Source organism: Yinghuangia aomiensis, from assembly GCF_039542225.1.
Taxonomy (GTDB): Bacteria; Actinomycetota; Actinomycetes; order Streptomycetales; family Streptomycetaceae; genus Yinghuangia; species Yinghuangia aomiensis.
On record NZ_BAABHS010000012.1, the window covers coordinates 134,892 to 147,742 of the forward strand.

Consider the following 12,851-nt stretch of genomic DNA (forward strand, 5'->3'; position numbering starts at 1 on the left):
GCCGACCCTGGGGAGCCGGGGCGGCCGCTCGTGCCGTCGAGAGCAGGGCGGCGGACTCAGTTGGTGATCGCGTCGATGCCTGCCTGTGCGAACATTTCGTCCGTCAGGCCGCTCGGGGCACCCGCGACGCCGATGCCGGCGATCGGCGAGCCCTCGTACTGGATCGGCAGGCCGCCGGCCAGGAACAGGGTGCCCGGGATGTCCGCCAGCGTCGGCTGCTGCTCCAGGCGGTCGACGAGCACCGACGTGGGGGCGTTGAACGACGCCGCGGTGTAGGCCTTGCGCTGTGCCGATTCGAACGTGTGCGGGCCGGAGCCGTCGCCGCGGAGCATCACGATCGGGTTGCCGCTGCGGTCCACGACCGCAACGCTGACGTGCTGCCCGGCCGCTTCCGCGGCGGCGAGTGCCGCGCGGGCCGCGGTGTTCGCGGCATCCTCCGTGAGGTGCGACGTCTGCACGATGCCGTCGGCTGGGATCCCCCCGTCCTCCGGGGCCGAGCAGCCGTGCATGCCGTGCGTGCACGTCCCGCCGAGCGCCTGCCCTGGGGCGGCGATGCCGAGGCCGACCGCCACCAGCGTGCCGCAGAGGGCGACACGCGTACGCAGCAACCACGTTCTTCTCACGCAAACTCCCAGGCCCGGCACGGTGACGGCCGCGTTCCGGCCGTCCGGTGCGACCATGGGATCATCCGCCGCCGACGGCCTCCGGGCAGCGACACGGCCGGTTGGGCCGGACGGACCAGGCGTCACCCGGCAGCCGAGGCACCGTGCCCGGCCGCCGCGGCACTCACAGCAGATTCGCCGGATTCCCCTCCGGCCCCGGGATTCCCGTCGGTGCGCCGGTCGGTGCCGACGACAGTTGCTGTTCCGCCCAGATCGTCTTGCCGTCTTGGGTGTACCGCGTCCCCCACCGCTGGGTGAACTGCGCAACGAGGAAGAGTCCGCGGCCGCCTTCGTCGGTCGTCCGCGCGTGGCGGAGCCGCGGTGCCGTGCTGGTCGTGTCGGAGACCTCGCAGATCAGCGTGTCGTCGCGGATCAGCCGGATCCGGATCGGCCCGCGGGCGTAGCGGATGGCGTTGGTGACCAGCTCGCTGATGACCAGCTCCGTGGTGAACGCCGCGTCGTCGAGCCCCCACACGGTCAGCTGCCGGTTGGTGTGGTTCCGGGCCTCGGCGACGACGGCCGGGTCGGCGGGCAGTTCCCAGGTCACCACCCGCGACGTGTCCAGAACCCGCGTCCGGGCCACCAGCAGCGCCACGTCGTCTTCCGGCGGATGCACCGGGACCGTGTCGAGGACCGATTTGGTGATGTCGTCCAACGGCCGCCCCGGGTCGGCCAACGCCACCCGCAGCCGCTCCAGCCCGGACTCGATGTCCCGGTCCCGGTCCGCCACCAAGCCGTCGGTGTACAGCACGATGAGGCTTCCGGCCGGCAGATCGAACTCGGCGGATTCGAAAGGCAGTCCGCCCAGCCCGAGCGGCGGCCCGGCGGGCAGGTCCGGGAAGGTCACGTCGCCGTCGGGCAGCACCACCGCGGGTGGCGGATGCCCCGCGCGGGCCATGCTGCACTGCCGGCTGACCGGGTCGTAGACGGCGTACAGGCAGCTCGCGCCGAGCGCCGTGGTGTCGACGCCGTCGTACCCGGTGTCCTCCTCGTCCACGAAGCGGATGACCAGGTCGTCCAAGTGCGCGAGGAGTTCGTCGGGTGCCATGTCGAGGTCGGCGAGCGTGTGCACGGAGGCCCGCAGGCGGCCCATGGTGGCCGCGGCGTGCGCGCCGTGCCCGGCGACGTCGCCGATGACCAGGGCGACGCGTGCGCCGGACAGCGGGATCACGTCGAACCAGTCGCCGCCCACGCCCGCCCGTGGGTCGGCCGGCATGTAGTGGCTGGTGACGTCGACGGCGGGCTGCTTCGGCAGCGCGTGCGGCAGCAGGCTCCGCTGCAAGGCCAGCGCCGCGGCGTGCTCCCGGGTGAAGCGGCGCGCGTTGTCGATTGCCACCGCCGCGCGGGACACGAACTCCTCGGCCAGGATCAGGTCGTCGCCCTCGAACGGGTCGGGGGTGGCGCGCCGGAAGAAGTGCGCCACGCCGAGGGTGATGCCGCGGGCCCGGATCGGGATGACCATGAGCGAGTGCATGCCGAGGTCCCGGGCGCGGGCCGCGGCCGGGGGGTCGGCGGCCAGCCAGGAGACGGTTTCCGGGTCGAGGACGGGTTCGAGGACCGCGCGGCCGTCGACGAGGCTCCGTTCGGCGGGCGATCCCGGCGCGATCGGTGCGGTCTCGCCGGTGGCGGAAGTGGATTCGGCGAGTCCGCCGTCGGTGGAGCGCTGCCCGATGCGGCGCAGTGTGACGCTGCCGCGGAGCGGGCCGGGGGCGGGTTCGGCGCCGCGGAGGATGGTGTCGAGGAGGTCGACGGCGGCGAAGTCGGCGAGGGCGGGGACGGCGGCGTCGGCGAGTTCCTGCGCGGTGGCGGCGACGTCGAGGGTGGTGCCGATGCGGGCGCCGGCGTCGGAGAGCAGGGCGAGGCGGTGGCGGGCGTTCCAGCGGTCGGTGACGTCGATGACGAGGTAGCAGACGCCGAGGACCGCGCCGGTTTGGTCTTCGAGGCGGAAGAACGAGGTGGAGTAGGCGTGTTCGTGTTCCGGGTCGGCGGCGGTGCGGCCCCGGTACTCGTGGTCGATGAGGGGCGTTCCGGTGTCGAGCACGTTGCGCATGTACGTCTCGAGCTGCCGGGCGGGCAGGCCGGGCAGCACGTCGCTGAGGCGCTTGCCGAGGCGTTGTTCGCGGGGGATGCCGCCGTTGCGTTCGAGGGTGTCGTTGAGCCAGACGCAGCGCAGTTCGGTGTCGACGATCGCGATGCCGATGGGGGCTTGGCGGAGCATGTGGCGCAGCCACGCCGGGTCGGATCCGGTGTCGCCGGCGTTGGGATCCCACGGATACGGGCCGGTCATAGCGTGCCCTCTTCCCGTCCGGGAGGCCGGTCGGGCCCTTCGGGGGACCCGCCGAGGTGCTTTCCGGGGTGCTTTCCAGGGTGCTTTCCGGGAGTCCAGCGGGCCACGAGCAGCGCGACGTCGTCGGCGCGGCTGGTGAGCCGCCCGGCGTCGTGCAGCAGGCGGTCGGCGATTTCCGTGGGCGTGCCGGCGGGTGCGGTGTGCAGGGAGCGGCGCAGCATGCAGATGCCGTCGTCGATGTCGGTGCCGGGTTCTTCGACGAGGCCGTCGGTGTAGAGGAGCAGGAGGTCGTGCGGGTCGAGGCGGAAGGGCGTAACGGGGTAGACGGTGTCGCGGTCGACGCCGAGGAGGAGGCCGCCGTGGGTTTCGATGACGGTGCTGGTGCCGTCGGGGCCGGCCCGGATGGGCGGGGGGTGTCCGGCGCGGACGATGTCGCCGCGGCCGGTGTGCGGGTCGAGGCGGATGTAGCAGCAGCTGGCGGTGAGGCCGGGGTCGAGGTCGTTGAGGAGCCGATTGGTGTGCCAGACGACGCCGCCGGGGGTCTGCCCGCCGGTGGTGAAGGCGCGGACGGCGCTGCGGAGTTGGCCCATGGTGGCGGCGGCGGCGACGCTGTGGCCTTCGACGTCGCCGATGACGAGGGCGACGGTGGAGCCGGTTTCGATGACGTCGTACCAGTCGCCGCCGATCTCCATGCCTGAGGTGCCGGGCAGGTAGCGGGCGGCGATGTCGAGGTTGGGGAGGGTGGGCAGGCGGTGCGGCAGCAGGGCGTGCTGGAGGCCGCGGGCGAGGGTGAATTCGGCGTCGTAGAGGCGGGCCCGTTCGAGGGCTTGGGCGATGAGGCCGCTCAGTGCGGTGAGGACGGAGCGTTCTTCGGGGGTGAAGACGTGCGGGTCGCGGAAGCCGAGGATGCAGGTGCCGACGGGCCGGTCGGAGGCGATGAGCGGGAGGAACGCCCAGGAACTCATCTCGTCGACGAGGACGTCGGGGTAGGCGGCGACGAGTTCGGCGAGGGATTCCATGAAGATCGGGGTGCCGCGGGTGAGGGCGTCGACGCCGGGGAGGCGGCTGTCGAGGGAGACGCCTTCGAAGGGGTCGAGGAAGCCGTCCGGATAGCCGGTCTGGCGGGCCAGGTGGAAGCGCTGGTCGCGGACGATGTAGATGGCGAGTTCCTGGCCGCCGAAGGCGGGGAGCATCTGGTCGGTGACGACGTCGCAGACTTCGCTGACGCTGACGGCTTCGGTGAGCGCGCCCGCCATGGCGAGGACGTGGTAGATCGCACCGAGCCGGGGCGGTGCCGCGGTGGACGGCGGCCGGGGCACGACGGCGGGGTGCGGGCCGGGGGCGTCGGGGTCGGCGGGCGCGACCGTGCCGGTGAGGCCGTACGGGTCGGGGTAGAGCGTGAATTCGAGCCGGTCGCCGTGCGGGGTGGTGGTGAGGAACGAGCCGGGCTGCTGGGACAGCATGGCGGCGCGGTAGCGGTCCTCGTAGACGGGGTCGGCGAGCCACGGCAGGGCTTCCCAGGGGGTGCGGCCGAGGACGTCGTCGAGGCGGACGCGCAGCATGCTCTGCAAGCGCCGGTTGGCGTAGGTGATGCGGCCGTCCGGGGCGAGGGAGAAGACGCCTTCGCGCAGGCGTTCGACGGCTTCCGCGGCGGCGGCGCTGGTGCCGAGGTCGAGGATGGCGCCGACGAGGTGCCGTCCGGTGGCGCGGGGGTGGTCGTCCGGTATTCGGCCCCACCATTCGAGGATGCGGCGGGCGCCGCCGACGGCGTGGACCTGCATGCGCCAGGCGAGGACGTGGCCGGTGTCGACGGCGCGGCGGGCGGCGTTGCGGAATTCCCGGCCGCCGCCGCTGATGACGCGGCCGGCGAGGGTTTCCGCCCGGTTGTCGAAATCGCGCGGGTCCATCCCGAAGAGCGCGCACACTTCGTCGTCGGCGCGGAAGTCGCCGGTGTCGACGTTCCAGTCGAACAGGCCGACGCGGTTGGGGGCGAGCGCCGCCGGGCCGAGCGGGGTGGGAGTGGCCGGGCCGTCGTAGGCGATGTCGTGGCCGACGGCGTAGCCGGCGAGGGCGTCGGTGAGGCGGACGGTCGCGGCGCGGAGCCGGCGGCTGCGCGGCACGGAAAGGCCCTCGGCGGGGGTCGCGGGCCACAGGACGCACAGGACGCCGAGGATGTCGGGCCCGGAGCGGAGCGGGATGTTGGCGGAGCCGAAGGCGTACGGCATGCCGATGGCGAGCTGCGGGAAACGCCGCATCGTTTCTCCGCCGTCGGCGAGGAACACGGTGCGACCGTTGCGGTAGGCCGCGGCGGTGGGCAGCGGGCTGGTGACCGAGATGCGCCGCCACGGGTCGAGCAGCGAGACGGCGAGTCCGGCGATTTTGGCGAGGACGAGGGAGCGGCCGTCATGCGACCGCAGGTAGACCACGCCGCCGTAGGCGTCGGACGCGTACACGGCCTCGCTGAGGCCCTCGGACAGGATCGTGTCGAGTTCGTCGACGAGCCCCCCGGGTTGGGCGGCCTCGGGCGCTTCCGGCACACGCGCGCCCGCGGCGTCCGGCCGGGGCTTGGTCCCGGTCATCGGAGCCTCCCGCACGTCGGCCCGTGCCGCTGCGGAACACGGCACGGGGACGCGGATGCTGCTCGCGCGCACATACTTCGGGAGTACGCCCCGCGGGGGGTGATGTCAACTTGACGAACCCGCCGAAGCCGCCGCGGCACGGCCGGTGACCTGCGGAGATCCCTCGGACGGGGTGGGGCGGCGGATCGGCCGGAGCGTGCGGTGCAAGTTGGTGCGCATCGTCGTCGCGGCGTCGAGGACGTAGTTCTGCCGGACCTTCCACGGGCTGCGGTGCCCCTGCCGGGGGAAGGCGTCGATCGAGCGCCGGACGTAGCCGGACATCAGGTCGAGCAGGGGGCGTTCGTCGAGCGGGCCGGTGGGGCGGGGTTCGACGGCGGCGTAGCCGTGCCGGTCCAGATGGTTGAGGACCTTGCAGACCAGGCGCGACGTCAGGTCGGCGCGGAGCGTCCAGGAAGCGTTGGTGTAGCCGATGCACACCGCGAAGTTGGGCAGGCCGGTGAGCATGGCGCCCCGCCACACGAACTGCTTCGCCAGGTCGACCGCGGTGCCGTCGACGGTGGGGGCGATGCCGCCGAACGCGAGGAGGCGCAGCCCGGTCGCGGTCACGACGACGTCCGCGGGCAGGACGCGGCCGTCGGCCAGCTTGATCCCGTCGGGCACGAACGTGTCGATGCCGCCGGTGACGACGTCGGCGTTGCCGTCCCGCACCGCCCGGAAGAAGTCCGCGTCGGGCGCCGCGCACAGGCGCTGCTCCCACGGGTTGTAGGGCGGTGTGAAGTGCTCTTTGACGACCTGCTCGTCGCGCAGGATGCGGGTGTTGAACTTGGTGAACATCCGGCGCGCGGCCTGCGGGCTGCGGCGGCAGAACTGGTAGACGCCGATCATGAACAGGATGTTCTTGGTCCGCACGACCCGGTGCGCGGCCTGCGGCGGCAGGACGGCGCGGATCCGGTCGGCGATCGCGTCGCGCCCGGGGACGGCGCTGATCCACGTCGGGGTCCGCTGCAGCATCGTCACGCTCGCCGCCTCGCCGGCGAGCGACGGGACGAGGGTCACCGCGGTCGCGCCGCTGCCGATGACGACGACGCGCTTGCCCGCCCAGTCGAGGTCGTCGGGCCAGAACTGCGGGTGGACGACGGTGCCCTGGTAGGCGTCGAGGCCGCGGAACTCGGGGGTGTGGCCGTTCGCGTAGTCGTAGTAGCCCGCGCACGAGTACAGGAAGTCGCAGGTGAGCGTCTGCCGCTCGACCGTGCCGTCGTCACCGGTGCACTCCAGGTCGAGCGTCCAGCGCGCGTCGCGGGACGACCAGTCGGCGCCGACGACCTTCGTGCGGTAGCGGATGTTCTTGTCGATGCCGTACTCGGCGGCGGTTTCCCGGATGTAGCGCAGGATCGACGGCCCGTCGGCGATCGCCTTGGCCTCGGTCCACGGCCGGAACGGATAGCCGAGGGTGAACATGTCCGAGTCGGACCGGACGCCCGGGTAGCGGAACAGGTCCCAGGTGCCGCCCGACGCCTCGCGCGCTTCGAGAATCGCGTAGCTGCGGCCCGGGCACTCGGTCTGCAACCGGTAGGCGGCCCCGATGCCGGACAGGCCGGCGCCCACGATCACCACGTCCCGATGCGTCGTCTCGCGCCCGGTCGTCGTGCGCCCCGTCGTCGTACGGCCAGTCGTCATGCGCCCCAGTGTGGAGCCAAACCGGCCCCGATCTCACCCCCCTGTGGCACGGGTCATCCGCATGACGTGGCACAGGTCATCCACATCGCGCCTGTGATATGTACATCAGCACATACTCCACCGTCGCGAGGAGCATCCCGTGGACACTCCCCCTCCCCCGGCGTGCTGCGCGCCCGCACGCACCGCGGCGGCCCCGCTCGTCATGCCCGGCCCGCCCGGCACCGCCGCCGTGCCGCTCGCCCCCTCCCCCGCCGCCCGCTCGCTGGACACGACAGCGGACACGAAGCCCGACACGATGGTCGACCTGCCCGGCGGCGCGTTCCTCATGGGCTCGGACGACCCCGACGGGTTCCCGGACGACGGCGAAGGGCCGGTGCGCACGGTCACCGTCGACCCGTTCCGGATCGACACGCACGCCGTCTCCAACGACCGCTTCGCCGCCTTCGTCGCCGCCACCGGCTACCGCACCGAAGCCGAGCGCCTCGGCTGGTCCTACGTCTTCGCCGGGTTCCTGCCCGCCGCCCTGCGCCGCGGCGCACCCCGCCCGGAACGCACCCCGTGGTGGTGCGGCGTCGCCGGCGCCGCCTGGCACGCCCCCGAAGGCCCGGGCAGCGGCCTGGACGGACGCGGCGACCACCCGGTCGTCCACATCTCCTGGCACGACGCCGACGCCTACTGCCGCTGGGCCGGCAAGCGCCTGCCGACCGAGGCCGAGTGGGAGTACGCGGCCCGCGGCGGCCTGGCGCAAGCCCGGTACCCGTGGGGCGACGACCTCGACCCGGACGGCACGTACCGCTGCAACATCTGGCGCGGCAGCTTCCCGACCAAGAACACCGCCGCCGACGGCTACCGCGGCACCGCCCCCGTCGACGCCTTCGCACCCAACGGCTTCGGCCTCCACAACATGTCCGGCAACGTGTGGGAGTGGTGCTCCGACTGGTGGTCGACGGCGCACGAACCCGACGCGGTGAACCCGACGGGTCCGGCCGCCGGCCGCGACAAGGTCATCCGCGGCGGCTCGCACATGTGCCACGACTCGTACTGCACGCGCTACCGCGTCGGCGCGCGCACGGCGAACAGCCCGGACAGTTCGAGCGGGCACGCGGGGTTCCGCTGCGCGGCGGATGCGGCGTGAGTACCTGAGAACATAGCGAGTCGGCTGGTGCCGCGGGCCTGACGGTTGCCTGCCTCTCGCCGCGGTCCCTAGCCTGTCCGGCTGAAGCCTGTCCGGCTGACGGGGCCACGGGGACGAGAGGGGCGGCAATGCGGCGGATCCGGGGCGGCGCTGCGGCGTTGGCGATGACGGCGGCCGCGGTCGCGGTGCTGGCGGGGTGCTCGGACGGTGATTCGGACGGGGGATCGAAAGCGTCCGGACGCAGCGACTTCGCGACGGCGTGCTCCCTGGTGCAGCAGCTGCCTCCGCGAATGCCCGACCTCCCGCCGTCCGGCGGACAGTTCGGCGACTACGACCGCGCGACCAACCGGCTCGGCGCGGCCTCCCTCCTCGCCGCCAACGCCGCGGCGGACGACCCGAAGCACCAGCCGCTCGCGGACACGTTGAAACATGCGCAGGACGCCATCGCCCGGACGTTCGACATCCACCAGAGCGAACCGGACATCGCGAAGGCCCGCGGCATGTGCTGAGCCCGTGCCCGCCGTCCGGCGGCACCCGGTCGGCGCAGCGCGGCGCCGCGCCGACCGGGTGCCGCCGGACGGCGGGTTCGCGGGCCCGGAGTCGTAGCCTGGGAAGGCGACGGACTTGGCATCTTCCCCCCGCGGTGCGGGGTGGACGGGCAAGGAGGCGTCGCGTGTACAGCAAGGCCAAGATCGCCGGGCATCCCCTTCACCCGATGCTCGTCGCCTATCCCGTCGCCGGCTACACCGGCACTCTCGTGGGACTCGCCGTCTACGCCTCGAACGGGCAGCAGTTCTGGCTGAACTTCGCCATCGCGATGAACATCGCCGGGGTCGGCGGCGCCCTGCTCGCGGCGCTGCCGGGAGCCACCGACCTGTGGTTCGGCATCCCGCGCGGCTCGCGCGCCCAGCGCGTCGGCCGTGCGCACGCCGCGATGAACGTCGTCGCGCTCGGCCTGTTCGGCGCAGTACTCGGCACCTATGTACAGCACTGGGACGGCCCGCCGCCGTCCCGCGGCACCACCCTCGGCTTGGCGCTGTCGTCGGGCGGCCTGCTGGCCACCATGACGGCCGGGTTCCTGGGCTGGATGCTGGTGCAGACGTACCACGTGGGCGTCACCCTGAACACCGCCCAGGAAGCGCAGGAGTGGCAGGCGGACACGTCCGGGGCACGGCACCGTACCGGGCCGGTGATGTGAGGGTTCGGAGGGCGGCCGGCCCTTCGATCCCGTCCTGAGCCGGTGACTTCTCCCGGTTGATACGCAATTGCCCGCGGGTCGGCTCCGGTTGCGGGGCTTTGCGCGCCGGGTTGTGCTGGTCGGAACGACTTCGATCGGCACGATCCCGCGCGGAGGGTGACATGGCCACGGACGGCCCCGACGACGCATCCCCGCGGATCCCTCCGGAACCGCCCGAGAAGCCTTCGCAGGTTCCGCCGAAACCGTCGGAACCGCCGCCCTCGCTGGGCAAGACCCCGCAGACTCCCGCGGAAGGGGCGGGGCAGCCGCCGCAGACTCCGCCGGAAGGGGCGGGCCCGCAGGTCCCGCCCGAAGGGGCGGGCCAACCCCCGCAGGTTCCGCCGACGACTCCGCAGATCCCGTCCGACCAGGACGAGTTGCGCGCCTTGCGGGCGCGTGTCGCCGATTTGGAAGCGCAGCCGCAGAAGCGTCCGAAGCACCGCGTGCGGGCGTTCTTCTCGGCGCTGCTGATCGTGATCGCCGCCGTGCTGGCACCGTTGTCCGCGGCGGCCGTATGGGTGGACAGCCAGGTCAGCGACACCGGCCGGTTCGTCGCCACGATGAAGCCGCTGGCGTCGAACCCGGACGTGCAGAACGCCGTCACCAACCGGGTCACCGACGCGGTGATGCAGAACATCGACGTCAACGCCATCATCAACGACATCGCCCCCAGCGACCGCCCGCGGCTGGACACCATCCTCGGCGGCGCGAGCGGCGCGATCACCAGCGGCATCAACGGCCTGGTGCGCACCGTCGTGCAGAACTTCGTGCAGGGCGACGCGTTCCAGACCCTGTGGGTCAGGCTCATCACCGATGCGCATCAGGCGATGGTGAAGGCGCTCACCGGCAGCGGCGACGCCAGCATCAAGATCAACAACGATACGGTGTCCCTCGACCTCGCGCCGGTGATCGCCCAGGTGAAGACGCAGTTGGTCGACCAGGGCCTGGGCGTCGCGGCGAAGATCCCCGACGTGCACACCAGCTTCACGCTCGTGGAGTCGAAGGACATCGGGAAGCTCAAGACGTACTTCAGGCTCCTCGATATCGCGGGCGTGTGGCTGCCGATCATCACCGTGGTCGTCGCGGGCGCGGGCGTACTGCTGGCGCAGCGGCGGCGGCGCGCGCTGGTCACGGCGTCGCTGGCGATCGCGGCGGGCGTGGCGGTGCTCGGGATCGGCCTGGCGGTGTTCCGGCTCATCTACACGGACCGGCTGCCCGCGGACGTGAACCGTCCGGCGGCCGAGGCGGTCTACGACACGCTCGTGCGGTACCTGCGCGCGTCGGTGCGGATGATCATCACGCTCGGCATCATCGTGGCGCTGGGCGCGTGGCTGAGCGGTCCGGGGAAGTGGGCCACCAAGGTGCGGACCGGGTGGCAGTCCGGCATCGGCACGGCGCGGTCGGCGGTGGGCCTCAACACCGGCTCGTTCGGCGTGTGGCTGCACCGGTACAAGACGTGGATCGTGTGGGCCTTCCTCGCCTGCGCGGCGATCGCGCTGATCCTGTGGAGCTACCCGACGGGCCTGGTGATCCTGGGGATCACGCTCACCTTCCTGTTCGCGCTTGCCGTGCTGGAGTTCCTGAACGGCGGGGAGCCCGGGGACGGGGCGACCACGTGGCGGGCGTCGCGCAAGGGTGCGGAGGCTCGGACGCCGAACTCGTCGTAGGCGGGGGGCCGGGGACCTCGGGGGCTCCGGCGGCTTCGGCGGCTTCGGGATTTCGGGATTTCGGGGTTTCGGGTTCTTCTCGGGTGGCGGTCACATTCGGCGGGCGGGATCCGTCTGCCGGGTATGAGTGTGGAAACCGATCTCTCGAAGCCGGGCTCCGGCCCGGGCGGCCAGCTGTCCGAATCCTCCGAATCCGGCGGCGGCGCGTTCCTCGCGTCGCGGCGCGGGAAGCTGACGTTGTTCCTGCTGTGTGCGGTGGCGTTCCTCGATTTCGTGGACGCGTCCATCGTCAACACGGCGTTGCCGTCGATCCAGCGTGATCTGAGCTTGTCGACGCAGAGTCTCCAGTGGGTGCCGTCGGGCTACCTGCTGACATACGGCGGCCTGATGCTGCTGGGCGGTCGCGCGGCCGACCTGCTCGGGCGGCGGCGGGTGCTGATCGCGGGGACGGTGCTGTTCGGCATCGCGTCGCTGGTGGGCGGCCTGGCGCAGACGTCGGGCGTCCTGATCGGCGCACGGCTGGCGCAAGGGACGGGCGCGGCGATGATGCTGCCGGCGGCGCTTTCGATTCTGACCACGTCGTTCGCGGAGGGTCCGGAGCGGACCAAGGCGCTGGGGGCGTGGGCCGGAACGGGGGCGCTGGCATCCGCGGTCGGGGTGTTCCTGGGCGGGGCACTGACCGAGGGTCCCGGGTGGCGCTGGGTGATGTTCGTGAACCTGCCGGTGTGCGTCCTGGTGCTGCCCGCGATCCCGCGGCTGATCGCGGACGACCGGCGCCGGATGCCGCGCGGCGGATTCGACGCGCTCGGGACGGTGCTGGCGACGTCGGGCCTCTTGCTGCTGGTGTACGGGCTGGTGAAAGCCCCGGATCAGGGCTGGTCGGCGACCTCGACGGTGGTGGAGCTGACGTCGGCGGGGGCGTTGCTGGCGGCGTTCGTGTGGTGCGAGGCGGTGGCGCGGAATCCCCTGATGCCGCTGTCGGTGTTCCGCATCCGGGGGTTGGCGGCGTCGAATGTGACCCAGCTGATCGCGATGTGCGGATTCATTTCGATGTTCTTCTTCCTGACGTTGTACATGCAGGACGTGCTGGGCTACTCGCCGCTGAAGGCCGGGTCGGCGTGGCTGCCCCTGTGCGTGGGAGTGGCCGTGAGCGCGGGCATCGCGTCGCAGCTGCTGCCGAGGATCGGGACCCGTCCGGTGATCGCGGCGGGAGCCGTGGTGGCGGCGGCCGGGATGTACCTGCTGTCCCGGATCCCGGTGGACGGCTCGTACGCGGCGGACCTGCTGCCGGGGATGCTGATCGTGTCGCTGGGACTCGGCGGGGTGTTCGTGGGGATCACGACGGCCGCCAACGCGGGGGTGCCGGCGGACAAGGCCGGCTTGGCCGCGGCGCTCCTCAACACGTCGCAACAGCTGGGCGGCGCGCTGGGGTTGGCGGTGCTGTCGGCGGTGGCGACGGCACGGACGCACGCGGTCGCGGGGACGGAGTCGGCGGCGGGAGCGGCGACTTCGGGCTTCGGGCGGGCGCTGCTGGTGGGGAGTGTGTTCTTGGCGGTGGCAGGCGCGGTGGCTCTGCGGGCACCGAATACGAAGGAGGCGGGATGAGT

At 72.4% G+C, this 12,851-nt stretch carries 9 protein-coding genes; 5 read left to right on the forward strand and 4 right to left on the reverse strand.

The window, feature by feature from the left end; all coding sequences use genetic code 11:
- Positions 1 to 56: 56 nt before the first annotated feature.
- The 4 genes from ABEA93_RS18350 to ABEA93_RS18365 form a co-directional block, all read right to left on the reverse strand.
- On the reverse strand, positions 57 to 608 hold the full coding sequence (locus ABEA93_RS18350) for a GlcG/HbpS family heme-binding protein (RefSeq protein WP_345676666.1): 552 nt from the start codon (positions 606 to 608) through the stop codon (positions 57 to 59).
- A 178-nt stretch (positions 609 to 786) separates the two neighbouring features.
- Positions 787 to 2,949, reverse strand: coding sequence for a SpoIIE family protein phosphatase (locus tag ABEA93_RS18355; protein WP_345676667.1), 2,163 nt, complete (start codon positions 2,947 to 2,949; stop codon positions 787 to 789).
- On the reverse strand, positions 2,946 to 5,528 hold the full coding sequence (locus ABEA93_RS18360) for a SpoIIE family protein phosphatase (RefSeq protein WP_345676668.1): 2,583 nt from the start codon (positions 5,526 to 5,528) through the stop codon (positions 2,946 to 2,948). The genes ABEA93_RS18355 and ABEA93_RS18360 overlap by 4 nt, the downstream gene beginning before the upstream one ends.
- A gap of 105 nt (positions 5,529 to 5,633) precedes the next feature.
- Positions 5,634 to 7,205 carry a flavin-containing monooxygenase gene (locus ABEA93_RS18365; protein ID WP_345676669.1) on the reverse strand — a complete coding sequence of 524 codons (1,572 nt, stop codon included), beginning with the start codon at positions 7,203 to 7,205 and terminating at the stop codon, positions 5,634 to 5,636.
- A 202-nt stretch (positions 7,206 to 7,407) separates the two neighbouring features.
- Here ABEA93_RS18365 and ABEA93_RS18370 point away from each other — a divergent pair, with 202 nt between their 5' ends.
- The 5 genes from ABEA93_RS18370 to ABEA93_RS18390 all read left to right on the forward strand — a co-directional run bounded on the left by ABEA93_RS18370 (position 7,408) and on the right by ABEA93_RS18390 (position 12,849).
- The gene (locus ABEA93_RS18370; protein WP_486394465.1) at positions 7,408 to 8,340 is read left to right on the forward strand and encodes a formylglycine-generating enzyme family protein; all 933 of its coding nucleotides are present in this window, start codon (positions 7,408 to 7,410) and stop codon (positions 8,338 to 8,340) included.
- Positions 8,341 to 8,468: 128 nt separating this feature from the next.
- A complete protein-coding gene (locus ABEA93_RS18375) occupies positions 8,469 to 8,849 on the forward strand; it encodes a hypothetical protein (RefSeq protein WP_345676670.1) in 381 nt (126 codons plus the stop codon).
- A 164-nt stretch (positions 8,850 to 9,013) separates the two neighbouring features.
- Entirely contained in the window at positions 9,014 to 9,538 is a 525-nt protein-coding gene (locus ABEA93_RS18380; protein WP_345676671.1) for a DUF2231 domain-containing protein, read from the forward strand.
- 161 nt (positions 9,539 to 9,699) lie between these two features.
- The gene (locus ABEA93_RS18385) at positions 9,700 to 11,244 is read left to right on the forward strand and encodes a proline-rich domain-containing protein (protein WP_345676672.1); all 1,545 of its coding nucleotides are present in this window, start codon (positions 9,700 to 9,702) and stop codon (positions 11,242 to 11,244) included.
- 123 nt (positions 11,245 to 11,367) lie between these two features.
- Positions 11,368 to 12,849 (forward strand): MFS transporter, encoded by a 1,482-nt coding sequence (locus ABEA93_RS18390; protein ID WP_345676673.1) that lies wholly within the window; start codon positions 11,368 to 11,370, stop codon positions 12,847 to 12,849.
- The last annotated feature ends 2 nt before the right edge of the window (positions 12,850 to 12,851 follow it).